This is a genomic window from Halorubrum sp. ASP1, from assembly GCF_005435135.1.
In the GTDB taxonomy this organism is placed as follows: domain Archaea; phylum Halobacteriota; class Halobacteria; order Halobacteriales; family Haloferacaceae; genus Halorubrum; species Halorubrum tropicale.
In genome coordinates this window covers 21278-36885 of record NZ_SGUA01000012.1, presented here as the reverse complement: position 1 = coordinate 36885, position 15608 = coordinate 21278, and the positions used below count along the sequence as shown (strand labels likewise).

Below are 15608 nucleotides of genomic sequence, written 5' to 3'. Positions count from 1 at the left end.
ACCGACGCCTACGGGCGACGCTCTGAAACGAACGAGTGGCGGCTCCGCGATCAGACCGGCTCGAACCCGCTCAACATCACAGCGACCGCGTCCTTCGAGGGTACGTCGCGGACCCCGTACTGGGTCGGATGCCGCTGCTCGTGCGGGTACACATCCGGCTGCGGGACCTCGTACGTCTCGTTTCCGTCGGCGTCCCGGAGGAACTCGCGCGTGACCATCGGCTCGACGAACGCCAGCCGCGACGAGTCGGCGTCGCCGACGAACCCCTGGATGAGCGTGTTGTCGAAGGCGTCGGGGTCGCCCGGCTCGCCCGGAGCGTCGGGGAGCTCCGGCGCGTCCGCGGGGGCCGTGTGCTCGCCCATGTCCGTGATGTAGCGCTGGTCGGCGACCGGCTGCGGCGACCGCGCGTACCCCTCCGGAAGCTGGGCGTAGTCGAAGTTCGTCTCCGTCACCTCTCCGTCGAAGTCCGGCTGCGGGGTACCGGGTTCGTACTCTCCGTTCCCGGTGTCGTACGGCGGAAGTCGCGGCCCCTCGACGGCGTCGATTCTCGCCGGGTCGAGCATGTGGAAATGAACGTCGAAGTGCGGCTTCAGCCACGCGCCCGCGCCGCCGAAGTGCCCGCCCGGGTTCCAGTTGAGCCCCAGGAACGTGAACGGGGTCTCCGCCGCGTCCGGGAACGGGACGAAGAACTGGAGCGACTGCTTGAAGTGGACCTCGGTCGCCTGGCCGCCGGTGCGGTACTTGTCGGTCTCGGCCCGGTTGTCGGCCGCCGCGAGCGCGTCGGCGCTCGGAAGCCCCTCCAGCGCCGCCCGCTCGAACTCCACGCCGTGGTACTTCGGCTCGCCCGACGGCGTCTCGGTCGTGAACGGCCTGACCGACCCGTTTCCGAGGTCGACGCTCCGCCCGTAGGTCGTGATCCCCTTCGGCGGGAACCCGCCGCCGGGCGCCCCGTCCGGGTCGTTCCCTCGCCCCCGTCCGGGGTCGCCCGCGACGGTTCCCGACCCCAAGATAGCGGCGGCGCCGGTCGCGGCCACGCCCCGGAGCACCGCTCGTCGGTTCGCGGCCGGCGGTAGCGCCGCGCTTCGCGCCCGATTCGCCTCGCCGTTCGCGTCGTCGTCGGTCATCTGTGTACTCCCTCCCGGCACGGTCGTCACCACGTAACACGTCACCGCGCCACACAGATAAATAATTTTAAATTATTTCAAAGTAACGACGGGCGGGCCGTAGCGGGCGTCGTCGGCGGGAGCGGTTCGCGGCGCCCGGATCCCCTCCGCGAGAGCGACCCACACACCCGGAGGAGACGGCGTCTGACGCCGGGCTCCACTTCCACTGCGCCGCCGGTGCGTTTTTAGGTGCCTCGGGGGAAGGGAGGGATACCGAATGACGTCCTTCCAGTCGACGATCGGCGACGAGGAGGGGATCGCGGAGGAGCTGGCCGAGGGCCAGCGCGAGATCTCCATCGCCGAGTTCTTCGAGAAGAACAAACACATGCTCGGGTTCGACTCGGGCGCCCGCGGGCTCGTCACCGCCGTCAAGGAGGCGGTCGACAACGCCCTCGACGCGACCGAGGAGGCCGGCGTCCTCCCCGACATCTACATCGAGATAGAGGAGGTGAGCGACTACTACCGGCTCGTCATCGAGGACAACGGGCCGGGAATCACGAAGGAACAGCTCCCGAAGGTGTTCGGGAAGCTCCTGTACGGCAGCCGGTTCCACGCGCGCGAGCAGTCGCGCGGGCAGCAGGGGATCGGCATCTCGGCGGCCGTGCTCTACTCGCAGCTGACCTCCGGTCAGCCGGCGAAGATCACCTCGCGCCCGAAGGGCCAGTCGCGGGCGCAGTACTTCGAGCTCATCATCGACACGGACACGAACGAGCCGGAGATCCAGGCCGACGAGGAGACGACGTGGGACCGCCCCCACGGCACCCGGATCGAGCTGGAGATGGAGGCGAACATGCGCGCCCGCCAGCAGCTCCACGACTACGTGAAACACACCGCGGTCGTCAACCCGCACGCGCGGCTCGAACTCCGCGAGCCGGGGCTCGACGAGCCGATGAAGTTCGAGCGCGCGACCGACGAGCTGCCGGCGGAGACGAACGAGATCCGCCCGCACCCGCACGGCGTCGAGCTCGGGACGCTGATCAAGATGCTGGAGGCGACCGAGTCGTACTCCGTCTCCGGGTTCCTCCAGGAGGAGTTCACCCGGGTCGGCAAGAAGACCGCCGACAGCGTGATCGGCAACTTCCGCGACGTGTACTACGGTCGAGAGCTCGCCTGGTCGCCGCCGCGCGCCCACGACGACCGCGACGTCGCGGCCGCGGTCTCGGCGGCCGTCGCGAACAAGGGCGAGGCGGCGACGACCGCCTTCGCCGAGGGCGTCGCCGAGACGGCGGGGAACAACGACCGGGTCGCACGGTCCGAGGTCGCCGAGATCGTCGACAACACCGCCGAGACCGTCGCGGACGACACCGGCAAGACGTTCGGCGGAACCGTCCGCGAGAACGCGGTCGACGCCGCGTGGCGAGCGGTCACCGGACTCGGCGACGAGGCGGACGACGGCGGGTCGGACGGCGATGCGGAGTCGCCGCTCGTCCCCGACGTGTACGCGCTCGTCGACGAGGCGACGTCGACGCGGAAGGACGACGCGGCGGTCCAGGCGATGGCGGAGGCGCTCGCGCGCCGGTTCGAGAACCTCGACGGCGAGGCGTTCCGGATCACCCGCGACGACCTCGAACGGCTCGTCGCGGACGCGGCGTCGTTCGTCGCCGAGCAGCGCGACGCGACCTTCGGCGAGACCGCGCGCGAGAACGTGGTCGAGGCGTTCTGGTCGCGGGCGCGGACGGTGCCGGACGACCCGCCGAAGGTGACGGCGATCGCGGGCGACCGCGACGCCGCAGCCGACCTGCTGGAGGCGATGCGGACCACGGACATCCTCGCCCCCCCGACCGACTGCCTCGCGCCGATCACGGCGGAGCTGGTCGAGGCCGGGCTCCGGAAGGAGTACGACGCGGACTTCTACGCGGCCGCGACCCGAGACGCCGACGTCCACGGCGGCGACCCGTTCATCGTCGAGGCCGGCATCGCCTACGGCGGGGATATCCCGTCGGACGGCTCGGTGGAGCTGCTCCGGTTCGCGAACCGCGTCCCGCTCGTCTACCAGCGCGGCGCCTGCGCGACGACGGACGTGATAAAGGGGATCGGGTGGCGGAACTACGGGCTCGACCAGCCCGGCGGCTCCGGGATGCCGAACGGACCGGCCGTCATCAGCGTTCACGTCGCCTCCACCAACGTTCCGTTCACGAGCGAGTCGAAGGACGCGCTCGCGAACGTCCCGGAGATCGAAGACGAGATAGAGCTCGCGGTGCGTGAGGCCGCCCGCGAGCTGAAGTCGTACCTCAGCAAGCGGCGCTCGATGCAACAGCGCCGGGAGAAACAGGACGTGCTGGGTCGGATCCTCCCCGAGATGGCCGACAAGGTCTCGGAGGTCACGGGCCGACCGCGCCCCGACATCGACGGGGCCCTGGCGCGGATCATGAACAACGTGAGCGTCGAGCGCGAGGTGAACGGCGAAACGGTGACGCTCGTCGTCGAGAACCACTCCGACGTGAACGAGCGGCTGGAGATCACGGACATCGTCTCGACCGAGCCGACCGACCTCTCGGACGGGACGGCGGTGGACATGGACGGCGAGTGGTTCGTTCAGTGGAAGCCCGAGGTGCCCTCGGGCGACGAGCGGGAACTGACGTACGCGGTCGACGGCGACGCGGAGTTCGAGGTCAGCGTCGGCGGCGTGGAGACGGAGAAACTGACGGTGAACGCCTAAATGACGACAGAAAGCGACGCACGAGACGAGCTGATCGACCTGGCGGCGGACTTCTACGACCAGTTCGCGTCTGGGTCGATCCCGGAGATGACGCTCCCCACGCGGACGAAGAGCAACATCGAGTACGACGACGAGAGCGGGGTCTGGACCTACGGCGACCGCACGTCGACGCGCAGCGCGAACTCGGTGCGAGGCGCGCGCAAGCTGTTGAAGGCCGCCTACACCATCGAGTTCCTCGCGAACCAGCTCGACGACGACCGCTCGTCGACGCTGCGTGAGCTGTACTACCTCTCCGAGTCGTGGGACAACGACGAGGCGCAGTTCTCCTCGCAGGACGAGTCGAACGACCTCGTGGAGGACCTCGAAATCGTCACGGGCGTCACCCGCGAGGACTTCCACATGCGCCCGGAGGAGTCGGGCGCGAAGGTGATGGGCCCGCTGGAGATCCGCGAGCAGACCAACCGCGGCGACCGCGAGATCCACTGCCAGCTCGACGTGGGACAGGGCGGCTACCAGATCCCCAACAACCCCGACACCATCGAGTTCCTCGACAACGACGCCGAGTTCGTCCTCTGCGTGGAGACCGGCGGCATGCGCGACCGGCTCGTCGAGAACGGGTTCGACGAGGAACACGACGCCCTCGTCGTCCACCTCGGCGGGCAGCCGGCGCGCGCCACGCGGCGGCTGACGAAGCGCTTCCGCGACGAGCTCGACCTCCCGGTCGTTGTGTTCACCGACGGCGACCCGTGGTCGTACCGGATCTACGGCTCCGTGGCGTACGGCTCGATCAAGTCCGCGCACCTCTCGAAGTACCTCGCGACGCCCGAGGCGCGGTTCATCGGGATCCAGCCCGAGGACATCGTCGAGTACGACCTCCCCTCGGACCCGCTCTCCGACTCCGACATCAACGCCCTCGAATCGGAGTTAGAGGACCCGCGCTTCCAGACCGACTACTGGGAGGAACAGATCGAGCTCCAGCTCGACATCGGGAAGAAGTCCGAGCAGCAGTCGCTCGCGAGCCGCGGGCTCGACTTCGTCACCGACACCTACCTCCCCGAGCGGCTCGGGGAGATGGGCGTGCTGTAGGCGCGACCGCCGTCCTCGACGGCGCCCCGCGCTACTCGTCCTCGTAGTCGATGCCCGCTATCTCCCGCCGCTCGCCGTCGGGGTCGTCGTCCGCGTACTTGTAGACGACGCCGTCCGCCTCGTCGGCCGTCGCCCTGTGGGACCCGTCACAGAGCGGCTTCGAGTCCGACAGGCCGCACCGACAGACGTAGATCAGGCCGTCGTCGCCCTTGTCCTCGTCGTCGAGAACCGCCGGGCCCCGCTCCTCGTGCGTGACTTCGCGCGCCATGTCGACCGATCCGGCCCGAGCGGGAAACCGGTTGCGGCGGCGTCGAGGCGCCGCCTTCGCCGCCCGACCGCCGCAACCCCCTTGCCCGTGGGGTCCGTATCGGTGGTATGAGCGAGACCGACGAGCGGGACCCGAGCGAGCTGACGGACGACGAGTGGCGCGAGCGACTCTCCGAGGAGGAGTACCGCGTGCTCCGCGAGAGCGGCACGGAGGCGAAGTTCTCCGGCGAGTACGTCGACCACCAGCCCGACGACGGGGAGTACCGCTGTCGCGCCTGCGGCACCGTCCTCTTCGAGGCGGAGACGAAGTACGAGTCCGGCTGCGGGTGGCCGGCCTTCTACGCCGCCGAGGAGGACTCCGTGACGACGCACGTCGACACCAGCCACGGGATGCGCCGCACCGAGGTCCGGTGCGCGAACTGCGACTCCCACCTCGGACACGTGTTCGACGACGGCCCGGAGCCGACTGGGAAGCGCTTCTGCATCAACTCGGTCGCGATGGAGTACGACGAGGAGTAAGCGCGGCGGGAGGAGGCGAGACCCACGGGGCGCTCCGCGTCGCCGTCAGGACTCACACAGCGGGAGCCTGACGACGAAGACGGCGCCCTCGGGGTCGTTGTCCTCGACCCACACGTCGCCCCCGTAGGTCTCGACGAGCGACCGCACGAGGTACAGCCCGATCCCCGCGCCCGGGCTGTCGAGCCCCTTCTCTCCCTTCCCGAATATCTCGTCGCGCTGGTCCTTGGGGACGCCCGGCCCGTTGTCGGCGACTCGGACCTCGGCGACGCCCGCGGCCTCGTCGACGGACGCGGACACCGCCACCGTCGGCGGCGTCTTGTCGTTGTGCTGGACCGCGTTCCGCAAGAGGTTGCGGAACACGGAGCTCAGCATCTCGTCGCCGACGACCTCCACCTCGGGGTACGACCCCTCGACGGTGAAGACGGCCTCCGAGTACCCCGACCGGACCTCCTCCACCTGCTGCGAGAGGACCCGGTCGAGCGTGACTCGGCTCGGCTCGGCGTCCTCGCGGAGCATCACCTCCGCGAGGTCGCGGACCGTCGTCGTGAGCGAGACGGCGCTCTGGGTGTTGCGCTTGATCACGTCTAAGTACTTCTCCCCCTCCTCGTCGACGTGGTCGTCGAGCAGCTCGGCGTACGCCCCGACGAGCTGGAGGTCGTTGCGGATGTCGTGGCGCATCACCTGGTTCAGCAGCCGTAAGTCGTCGCGCTGGCGCTTGAGCCGCTCTTCGGGGTCCTGATCGCGGGGGGCCTCGGCCGCCCCGTCGGCGTCCACGTCGGCGTTCGCCTCCTCGCCCATACGGGACGGTACGGACCCTCGTCGCTTTTACATACCGATCCGGTGGGGGGCGCTCCGACGATAGGCTACATCCCCTCGTCGAGCAGCTCGCGGGCGACGATGTTCTTCTGGATCTCCGTGGTGCCCTCGTAGATCTGGGTGATCTTCGCGTCGCGGTAGAGCCGCTCGACGTCGTGGTCGTTGACGAAGCCGGCGCCGCCGTGGATCTGAACCGCCTCGTCGGCGACCTCGACCGCGGTCCTGGAGGCGAACTCCTTGGCCATCGACGCGAGCGCGGTGAGGTCGCCGGCCTCGTTGTCGACCGCCCACGCCGAGCGGTAGGTGAGCCAGCGCGCGGCCTCGGTGTTGGTGTGCATCTCCGCGAGCTTGTGTTTGATCGCTTGGAAGTCGGAGATGGAGCGCCCGAACTGCTCGCGCTCCTCGGCGTACTCCAGCGCCCGCTCGGCGGCGCCGCGGGCGATGCCGACGCTCTGCGCGGCGACCGCGGTGCGGGTCTCGTCGAAGAACTGCATGAGCTGTAAAAAGCCCATCCCGCGCTGGCCGATGAGGTTCTCCTCCGGGACGCGCACGTCGTCGAAGCGCAGCTCGGCGGTGTCGCTCGCGCGGATCCCGAGCTTGCCGGTTATCTTATCGCGGGTGAGCCCGTCGCGGTCGCCCTCGACGAGGATCTGCGAGTAGCCCGAGTAGCGGTCGTCGATGTCCGGGTCCGTCTCGCAGACGACGACGAAGTAGTCCGCGACGGTGCCGTTCGTGATCCACATCTTCGAGCCGTTGATCACCCACTCGTCGCCGTCCTTCTCCGCGCGGGTGGCGACGCTCGTCACGTCCGAGCCCGCCTGCGGCTCCGAGATGGCCGAGCCCATCACCGCGTCGCCCGCGGTCACCTCGGGGAGGACGCGCTCCTTCTGCGCTTCCGTGCCGAACTCCATGAGCGCCTCCGCGCCGAAGCCGGCGCTGGAGATACAGAGCCCGATGCCGGGGTCGGCCGCGAACAGCTCCTCGGTGAGGATGGCGTTCTCCAGCGACGAGTAGCCGATCCCGCCGTACTCGACCGGGACGTGCGGCGCGAGCAGCCCCATGTCGGCCGCCTCGTCCATGACCTCGTGCGGGTACGACTCCTCGACGTCGTATTCGGTCGCGACCGGTCGGATCTCCTCGTCGGCGAACTTCCGGACCTCCTCGCGCAGCTGCTTCTGCTCGTCCGTTAGCTGGAACTCCATACGCGGACTATCAGGATCGAGCGTGATAATCGTTAGCGAACGTGGAACAATCTGCGAAGAGTTGTTCGTTTAGGTTCGCAGGGGCACGGAGAGACCGCGGCGACCGACTCGTGCCCGGAGCCGCGTTGCGGGGTCAGCGACCCTCGACGAACGCGGCGATCCGGTCGGTCGCCTCCTTCAGTTCGCGCATCGAGGTGGCGTACGAGACGCGCAGGTGGCCCTCGCCGCCCGCGCCGAAGACGGATCCCGGGACGACGGCAACGCCCTCGGCCTCCAGCAACGCCTCGGCGAACGCCTCGTCGTCGCCGCCGCACTCGGGGAACGCGTAGAACGCGCCCCCCGGTTCGAACGTGTCGAGGCCCATCTCGTTGAACCGGGAGACCACGAGGCGGCGGCGGCGGTTGTACTCCTCGACCATCTCCGCGACCTCGTCGTCGCAGCGGTCCAAGGCCTCGACCGCGGCGTACTGCGGCGTCGTCGGCGCCGACAGCATCGTGTACTGGTGGATCCGGTTCATCGCGTCGATCGCGTCGGTCGGGCCCAGCGCGTACCCGAGGCGGAGCCCGGTCATCGCGTACGCCTTCGAGAACCCGTTGACGACGACGGTGCGCTCGCGCATCCCCGGCTGCGTGACGATCGAGGCATGGTCGGTCCCGTAGGTGAGCGCGGCGTATATCTCGTCGGCGACGACGCGGAGGTCCTCGTCCCGACAGAACGCCGCCACCTCGGCGAGCTGCTCGTCGGTCATCGTCGCGCCGGTCGGGTTGTTCGGGTAACAGAGCACGAGCAGGTCGGCCTCGGCGGCGCCCGCGGCCGCCAGCGACTCCCGGGTGAGCGCGAAGTCGTCCGCGGCGCGCGTCGGGACCGTCAGCCGCTCGCCGCCCGCCAGCTCGATCCCCGGGCCGTAGGAGATGTACGTCGGCTCGTGGACCGCGACGGTGTCGCCGGGGTCGACCAGCGCCCGGAAGGCGAGGTCGACCGCCTCGCTCGCGCCGGTCGTGACGAGCACCTCCGACTCGGGCTGGTACGACTGGTCGTAGCGCTCGTGGTGCGCGGCGATCCGCTCGCGGAGCGCGGCCATGCCGCGGTTCGCGGTGTAGGAGGTCTTGCCCCGCTCCAGCGAGTCGATCGCGGCGGTGCGGGCGGCCCACGGCGCCGAGAAGTCGGGCTCGCCGACCCCCAGCGAGATGACGTCGTCGCGCGCCTCCGCGAGCTCGAAGAACTTCCGGATCCCCGACTCCGGGAGGGTGCGCGCGCGGTTCGAGAGCCTCATGGCGACACGGAGAGGCGGTCGTCGTCGTCGCCGTCCTCGAACCGGATCCCGCCGTCCTTGTACGTCTCCATGATGTAGTGGGTCACCGTCTGGGTGACCTCGGGCATCGGCGCGACCTGCTCGGAGATGAACTCGGAGACGTCCTGCATCGTCTCGCCGAGCACCTCGACGGCGAAGTCGTAGTCGCCGGAGACGAGGTGTAAGGCGTCGACCGCGGGGAACTTCGCGATCCGGTCGGCCACCTGCTCGTACCCCGTCTCGCGGTCGAGCTCGACGTTGATCTCGACGACGGCGCGGATCTTCCCCTCCTCGACGCGGTCCCAGTCGACCACGGCTTGGTAGCCGTGGACGACGTTGTCCGCCTCCAGCGCGTCGATCGCGTCCGCTACCGCCGCCGCGTCGAGGCCCGTCTGGGCCGCGATGTCGTCGATGTCCTCGCGGGCGTTCCGCGCCAACACGTCGAGTACCTCGCGCTCGGCGTCCATACCCGACGATCGCGCGGGGGCGGTTTATGAGTAGCGACGGACGCAACACGGGCGAGTCCCGGGGCGGCGCCCGACGCCGTCACGGCGCGTCCGTTTCCGGCACCCTCACCGCTTTCCGAATGGCACGCGAACCGCCGCCCATGGCTTCAGACACCACCGGCAGGAGCGAGACGTTCGACATCGGCGGCGAGCTCCCGGTCAACCGGCTCGGCTTCGGCGCGATGTGGGTCACCGGCGAGGACATCATCGGGCGCCCCGACGACGAGGAGGCGGCGAAGGCGGTGCTCCGGCGGGCGGTCGACCGCGGCGTCGACTTCGTCGACACCGCCGACTCCTACGGGCCGGGCGTCTCCGAGCGGCTGATCGGCGAGGCGCTCGGCGACCCCGACGACGTGGTCGTCGCCTCGAAGGCCGGGCTGCTCCGCAACCGCGAGGGCGAGTGGCTCCCCCACGGCGACCCGGACTTCCTGAAGAATCAGGTGCTGTGTAGCCTCGACCGGCTCGGGACGGACACGATCGACCTCTATCAGTACCACCGTCCGGACCCCGACACCGACTTCGAGGACTCGGTCCACGCGTTCGCGGAGATGAAAGACGCCGGGCAGGTCGCGCACGTCGGCCTCTCGAACGTCACCGTCGAGCAGCTGGAGACGGCGCTGGAGATCGTCGACGTCGCCACCGTCCAGAACCGCTACAACGTCGGCCACCGCGACGACGAGGACGTGCTGGCCGCCTGCGAGGACCACGGCGTCGGATTCATCCCGTGGGGTCCGATGTACGCCGTCGACGACGACGAGGCCGGGCCGGTGCTCGACGAGGTCGCCGAGCGGCGGGACGCCACGCCCCAGCAGGTGTCGCTCGCGTGGCTGCTCGACCACTCCGACGTGACGCTTCCGATCCCGGGCACGTCGAGCGTCGAGCACCTCGAATCCAACCTCGCCGCTGCGGAGCTGTCGCTGACCGACGAGGACCTGACGGCGCTGAACGACGTCGACCCGCAGTAAGCGCCGAGACCCGCCCTCGTCGCTCACTCGACGGTCTCCGTCCCGGCCATCTCGGCGACCTTCAGCGCGGTCGCGACGTTGAACGCGAGTCCGAGCGGCGCGGCGGCGACCGCGGCCGCGACCGCGCCGCCCGGACCGGCGTGCGCGAGCAGGCTCACGGGGACCGAACAGACCGCCGTGACGACCGCGACGGCGAGGAAGAACCCGAGCGGTCGGTGGTCGTCGACGAGCGCCCGGGCCCGCCGCGCCGCCGACGCGATGTCTCTGTCCTCCAGCGTGAGGACGTAGGCGGTCGGGAAGTACAGGTAGGAGACGACGAGCGCCGCCAACACCGCGACCACGAACAGCGGCGGGAAGAGGAGCAGCGGGATGAAGAGACCCCCGAGCGCGACGACGACGAGCGCTTCGAGGAGGACGAACCGGACGCCGAACCGGCGGACGGCCGCGACGAAGTCGTACCGGCCGGTCGTGATCGCGGCCGCGACGCTCCCGAAGTACCCCGCGCTGAGCGCGCCGGAGACGACGACGTACGCGCCGATCACGGGGACGAGGAGCGGCAGGGGGTCGAGCGACCCGTACGGGAGCGACACCGTCACCCCGCCGCCGCGGGGCGCGTCGACGAAGCTCCAGAGGTCGTACCGGTACACCGGGAACGACGCGCGCAGGGAGAACCCGTTCGTTCGCCCCGTCGCGACGAGGTCCCGAGCGCGCAGCAGCGCCGTCGCGAGCGGAACCAGCGCGAGCGGGAGCACCCGGGGGAGCTGCGAGGCGACACGTTCGACGAGCGTGTCCGGCGGGTCGGGGGCGGCGGGACCGCTGGAGGGCTGCGACATACCGACGACTGGGCGTCGCGGAACTGAAAACGGCTTCGGCGCGAGGCGACGGAGGCGGTGCCGGCGACCGAGCTACTCGTCGAACGGGTTCGTCAGCTCGACCGTCTCCTCGCGGTCGGGACCGACGCCGACGGCGTACACCGGGGTGTCGATCTCGTCGGCGAGCAGTTCCAAGTACTCGCGGGCGGCCTCGGGGAGGGCGTCGTAGCCCGCCTCGGCGACCGCGGCCGAGTCGAACGGCTCCCACGTGTCGAGCGTCTCGTAGATCGGCTCGCACCGCCCCCACCGGTCGGTGGTGGTCGGCACGGTGTCGAGCTCCGTTCCGTCGAGCTCGTAGCCCGTACAGACCTTCAGCTCGTCGAGACCGGCGAGCACGTCGACGTGATTGACGGCGACGCCGGTGAATCCGGAGACGCGCGCGGAGTGCCGGAGCATCGGGAGGTCGAGCCAGCCGATCCGGCGCGGGCGCCCGGTGACGGTGCCGAACTCGCCGCCCTTCTCCCTGATCTCGTCGGCGAGCGTCTCCTCGTCGGCGTCGCCGTCGAGTTCGGTCGGGAGCGGGCCCTCGCCGACGCGCGAGAGGTACGCCTTCACGATCCCGACGACCTCGCCGTCGCCGACGGTCGTGACGCCGACGCCGGAGCCGACCGCGGCGGCGCCGGCCGTCGGGTTCGAGGAGGTGACGAACGGGTAGTTCCCGTGGTCGACGTCGATGTGGGTCCCCTGCGCGCCCTCGAAGACGATCGCGTCGCCCGCCTCGCGGCGGCGGTGGAGGAAGTCCGAGCAGTTGACGGTCATCCCCTCGTCGGCGAGGCGCTCGCCGATCGCGGCGAACTCCTCGTGGAGCGCGTCGACGTCGAAGGCCTCGGCGCGGTCGTCGGCGGCGAGGCCGATCCCGTACACGTCCTCGACGAGCGCGCGCTTCTGCGGGACGACGTAGTCGAGCTTCTCGCGGAGCGCGTCGGGATCGAGCAGGTCCGCGACCCGGATCCCGCGGCGGCCGGCCTTGTCCTCGTAGGTCGGGCCGATGCCGCGCCCGGTCGTGCCGACCTCGTCGCCGGCGTCGTCGTCGGCCTTCACCTCCTCCTCGATGCCGTCGAGCACGCGGTGGTACGGCATGATGACGTGCGCCCGGCGGGCGACGCGCACGTCGGGGTCGAGCCCCCGCTCGCGCAGGTCGTCGATCTCGGTGAACAGCGTGCGCGGGTTGACGACGCAGCCGTTGCCCAAGACTCCGACCGTTCCCCGGACCGCGCCGCTGGGAACCAGGGAGAGCTTGTACTCCGCGCCGCCTTCGACGACGGTGTGGCCGGCGTTGTCGCCGCCCTGATAACGGACTACGACGTCCGCGTCCCCTCCCCACCGGTCGACGAGGGCGCCCTTGCCCTCGTCGCCGAGCTGGGAGCCGACGATGGTGAGTGTCATACGACCTGCCGATTCCCCGCGAGGGGTAAAACAGATTACGGTCTGTGACCGTGAGACTACCACAAATGTGGATCGAAAAGCCCGTATATCAGAGAGAATACGCTTGTTTGTGTATTTACTCCCCGCATCGTTCGCGATCGGTGTTACCGTTCGCGCTCGGACCGTGCGTGTTCTCCGCAGCCGCGCCGCGATCGAACACGTTAATTACTCCCACGTGAAAGCGTGCGATCTGAGCGGGCCTCCGCGGCCGTCGACAGCAACTTTTAAACGGGGGCATGACGAGTTAACATGTGCCATGATAGATCGACTAGAGAAGGAGGTAGACATGCTGGAACGTCACCTCCAGGTCCTGCGGATGGTCATCGAAAACGAGCCGATCGGCATCGTGAAGATGTCGAACGAGACCGGCTACCCGCACCACAAGGTCCGGTACTCGCTGCGCGTCCTCGAGGAGGAGAACCTCATCGAGCCGTCCAGTCAGGGCGCCATCACCACGGAGCGTACGCACGAGTTCGTCGACGAGCTCGACGAGAAGCTCGACGAGACCGTCGATAAGCTCGGGTCCATGCGGATCGACGACGCCGCCGAGCTCGAGAACTGATCGGAACTTCGATTTCGCCCGCCGACGCACCTGCCGCGCTTCCGTTCTCCGCGAGCTACTCCCGACGCTTTCCCCGCGGTTACAGGTCGGGGACCGTCATGTGGAACCCGCCGTCGCGCGCCTCCACGAGACACAGGTGATACCCCTGCTTGCGCGAGAGCTTCACGAAGCTCGCGCGCTTCGACCGGCTGAACAGGCCCCCGCCGACCGCGTCGCTCGCTGTCTCTAGGGCCCCCGGCTCGAAGAAGCTCTCCGTCACCGCGAACGCCCCCGCGAACGTCTCGTTCGACGCCGCGATGTCGCGCCCGTTCTCGACGAGCGACTCCAGCGTCCCCTCCGCGGTCGGGTCCCGGCTGTCGTTCAGGTCCGCGACGAACAGCGGGTGGCCCATCCGGTCGCGCAACACGAGGTCGAACGCCCGCTGCTCGCGGGTCTCCTCGCCCCCCTCCCGGATCGCGATCGACACCGTCCCGCCGATCTCGGCGCGGTCGACCTCGGGGAGCGCGTCGTAGAGGTCGCGGAGCGTCCCCTCGTTGCCGGTGCCGCGGACCTCGAACGGGAGGTCTTCGACGAGCCAGCGGGTGAACCCGTACTCGATGGTGTCTTGGAGGAACTCCTCGAACGGTCGGCCGTCGACCGCGAGGCCGTCGGTCTCGAAGCTCGTGTGGTGTTCGACCCGGAGGTTCTCGCGGAGCGCCTCCCGGTCGGCGGCGCCCTCGTGGGCGTCGGCGAGCGTCGTGCCCTCCTTCGAGTCGTACCTGATGAACAGGTTGGTCCCCTCGCGCGCCTCGCCCGGCGTGAGCGTCCGCTCCGCGTCCGGGAGCCGCTCCCTGGCGTTCGAGAGCTCGTCCCGGAGCCGGTCGCGCTCCTCGCGGAGGTCCTCGACCTCGGACTCGAGCCGGTCGACCGCCTCGGCCAGCTCGTCGCGCTCCGACTCGATCTCGTCGCGCTCGGCCGCCAGGCGGTCGCGCTCGTCGGCGAGCGACTGTCGCTCCGTCTCCGTCTCCTCCAAGGCCGCCTCGAGCTTCCGCACCCGCTCGGGGTCGGCGTCGGCCGCCGCCTCGCGCTTCGACACCGCCGACGGGGTCGACGACGGCGTCTCGGTGGCGCGCGGCGAGGGCGAGCCGCCGTTCGCGTCCGATCCGCTCCGCCCGGTCCGGGCGCGGTCGTTCGCCGAACGGGAGCGCTGCGACGACGCCCCGCGCCGCCCCCCGCCGGAACGCGGCTCGCCGCCGGCCTCGGAGGGGTCGAGCGCCGGGATCGACTTCTGTTCACGCCACTCGGCCTCCTCGGAGAACACGTCGTCGGAGTCCGGGGCGTCGCCGTCCGCTGCGCCCGCGTCCGACGCGGCCGCGCCGTCGGAATCGGCCGGCGCCCGTCCCGTCCGGTCGGCGCCCGCCGCGCCGTCGCGGCCGTCCGAGTCGGCGTCACCGATCCGGACGGCGTCGGACGCCGGCCCGTCCGTCTCGTCGGCGCCGTCGCTCGGGTCCGCGCCGTCGCGGTCGCTCTCCGCGGTGCGCACGTTGACGCCGTTCGGTTCGTCCGAGCGGTTCGTCGGAGACGGCCCGTCTTCCCGCCCGCCGTCGTCGCCGGGCTCGCCGGGGGCCTCGGATTGATCGTCGGTTTCGTCGGCCTCGGGGGCGGCCCCGGGGCTCGCCGGCTCGTCGGTCAATTCGTCGGCCTCGTCGCTCGCCGCGTCGGATCCGGCGGCCGCGCCGGACTCGCCCGCGCCGTCGCCGTCCGGGAGCGGCCGGACGTCGAGGTCGACCTCGTACACCGTGTAGATCCCGACCTCGTCGGCGGCGAGGTCGAACGCGTCGTCGCCCGTCTCCAGCCGCCGGGCGTTGCCGACGTACGCCGCCGCCATCGACTCGCCGCCGGTGTAGGCGACGTAGTAGTCGCCGGAGAGGACGTTCTCCGAGAGCTCGATGTACCCGGTGAATCCCCCCTGCGAGAGCTTGCGGTCGGCCTCGTCCAGCGGCGTGTCCTTGGTGTAGTACTTCGCCCGCGGCTCGCCGCCGAGCTCCTGCATGGCGAAGAGCACGGGGAGCGCGTCGTCCGGGGCCCGATAGACGGTCCCGGAGGCCTCGGCGAAGGCGTCGAGCGCCGCGTCGACGACGCCGACGACGCGCCCGTCGACGAGGAACAGCCATCCGGTCCCGTCGGTCGCCGCCCCCGAGAACCCGTCGTCGACGACCCGCCGGAGGCCCGCGAACCCGTCGGAGAACGAGCGGTCGTCCCACTCGGCGATCGCTTCCCGTCGCTGTGCGTCCAT

The 15608-nt window shown here is 70.2% G+C and carries 14 protein-coding genes; 5 read left to right on the top strand and 9 right to left on the bottom strand.

Translation table 11 applies throughout. The features are described from left to right. Positions 1 to 50: 50 nt before the first annotated feature. Positions 51 to 1124: a hypothetical protein gene (locus tag EXE48_RS15315; RefSeq protein WP_199236408.1), complete on the bottom strand. Its 1074-nt coding sequence runs from the start codon at positions 1122 to 1124 to the stop codon at positions 51 to 53. Positions 1125 to 1380: 256 nt separating this feature from the next. Between EXE48_RS15315 and EXE48_RS15310 the strand changes: the two genes are divergently transcribed. Continuing rightward, on the top strand, positions 1381 to 3822 hold the full coding sequence (locus EXE48_RS15310) for a DNA topoisomerase VI subunit B (RefSeq protein WP_137711979.1): 2442 nt from the start codon (positions 1381 to 1383) through the stop codon (positions 3820 to 3822). Further along, entirely contained in the window at positions 3823 to 4908 is a 1086-nt protein-coding gene (locus EXE48_RS15305; protein ID WP_053771221.1) for a DNA topoisomerase IV subunit A, read from the top strand. Positions 4909 to 4939: 31 nt separating this feature from the next. Here the strand turns inward: EXE48_RS15305 and EXE48_RS15300 are convergent, their stop codons facing one another. Continuing rightward, positions 4940 to 5176 (bottom strand): CDGSH iron-sulfur domain-containing protein, encoded by a 237-nt coding sequence (locus EXE48_RS15300; RefSeq protein ID WP_053771220.1) that lies wholly within the window; start codon positions 5174 to 5176, stop codon positions 4940 to 4942. Positions 5177 to 5283: 107 nt separating this feature from the next. Here EXE48_RS15300 and msrB point away from each other — a divergent pair, with 107 nt between their 5' ends. Beyond that, positions 5284 to 5694: a peptide-methionine (R)-S-oxide reductase MsrB gene (msrB, locus tag EXE48_RS15295; protein ID WP_053771219.1), complete on the top strand. Its 411-nt coding sequence runs from the start codon at positions 5284 to 5286 to the stop codon at positions 5692 to 5694. A 45-nt stretch (positions 5695 to 5739) separates the two neighbouring features. Here msrB and EXE48_RS15290 read toward each other — a convergent pair whose 3' ends face one another. From EXE48_RS15290 to EXE48_RS15275, 4 genes are all read right to left on the bottom strand, one after another. Next, complete coding sequence (locus EXE48_RS15290; RefSeq protein ID WP_137711978.1) at positions 5740 to 6492, bottom strand: sensor histidine kinase; 753 nt, start codon at positions 6490 to 6492, stop codon at positions 5740 to 5742. 65 nt (positions 6493 to 6557) lie between these two features. Then, on the bottom strand, positions 6558 to 7712 hold the full coding sequence (locus EXE48_RS15285; RefSeq protein ID WP_137711977.1) for an acyl-CoA dehydrogenase family protein: 1155 nt from the start codon (positions 7710 to 7712) through the stop codon (positions 6558 to 6560). Positions 7713 to 7845: 133 nt separating this feature from the next. Then, complete coding sequence (locus EXE48_RS15280; RefSeq protein WP_053771216.1) at positions 7846 to 8985, bottom strand: pyridoxal phosphate-dependent aminotransferase; 1140 nt, start codon at positions 8983 to 8985, stop codon at positions 7846 to 7848. Continuing rightward, the gene (locus tag EXE48_RS15275; protein WP_053771215.1) at positions 8982 to 9470 is read right to left on the bottom strand and encodes an Lrp/AsnC family transcriptional regulator; all 489 of its coding nucleotides are present in this window, start codon (positions 9468 to 9470) and stop codon (positions 8982 to 8984) included. The genes EXE48_RS15280 and EXE48_RS15275 overlap by 4 nt, the downstream gene beginning before the upstream one ends. A gap of 140 nt (positions 9471 to 9610) precedes the next feature. Between EXE48_RS15275 and EXE48_RS15270 the strand changes: the two genes are divergently transcribed. Beyond that, positions 9611 to 10474 (top strand): aldo/keto reductase, encoded by an 864-nt coding sequence (locus EXE48_RS15270; RefSeq protein ID WP_137711976.1) that lies wholly within the window; start codon positions 9611 to 9613, stop codon positions 10472 to 10474. 23 nt (positions 10475 to 10497) lie between these two features. On the opposite strand, the gene EXE48_RS15265 is transcribed toward EXE48_RS15270, so the two are convergent. Next, positions 10498 to 11307: a hypothetical protein gene (locus tag EXE48_RS15265; protein ID WP_053771213.1), complete on the bottom strand. Its 810-nt coding sequence runs from the start codon at positions 11305 to 11307 to the stop codon at positions 10498 to 10500. 72 nt (positions 11308 to 11379) lie between these two features. Further along, entirely contained in the window at positions 11380 to 12732 is a 1353-nt protein-coding gene (locus EXE48_RS15260; RefSeq protein WP_137711975.1) for an adenylosuccinate synthase, read from the bottom strand. A gap of 295 nt (positions 12733 to 13027) precedes the next feature. Here EXE48_RS15260 and EXE48_RS15255 point away from each other — a divergent pair, with 295 nt between their 5' ends. Continuing rightward, positions 13028 to 13333 carry a hypothetical protein gene (locus tag EXE48_RS15255; RefSeq protein WP_004045854.1) on the top strand — a complete coding sequence of 102 codons (306 nt, stop codon included), beginning with the start codon at positions 13028 to 13030 and terminating at the stop codon, positions 13331 to 13333. Between the two features lie 79 nt (positions 13334 to 13412). Here the strand turns inward: EXE48_RS15255 and EXE48_RS15250 are convergent, their stop codons facing one another. After that, on the bottom strand, positions 13413 to 15608 hold the full coding sequence (locus EXE48_RS15250) for a DUF7527 domain-containing protein (protein WP_137711974.1): 2196 nt from the start codon (positions 15606 to 15608) through the stop codon (positions 13413 to 13415).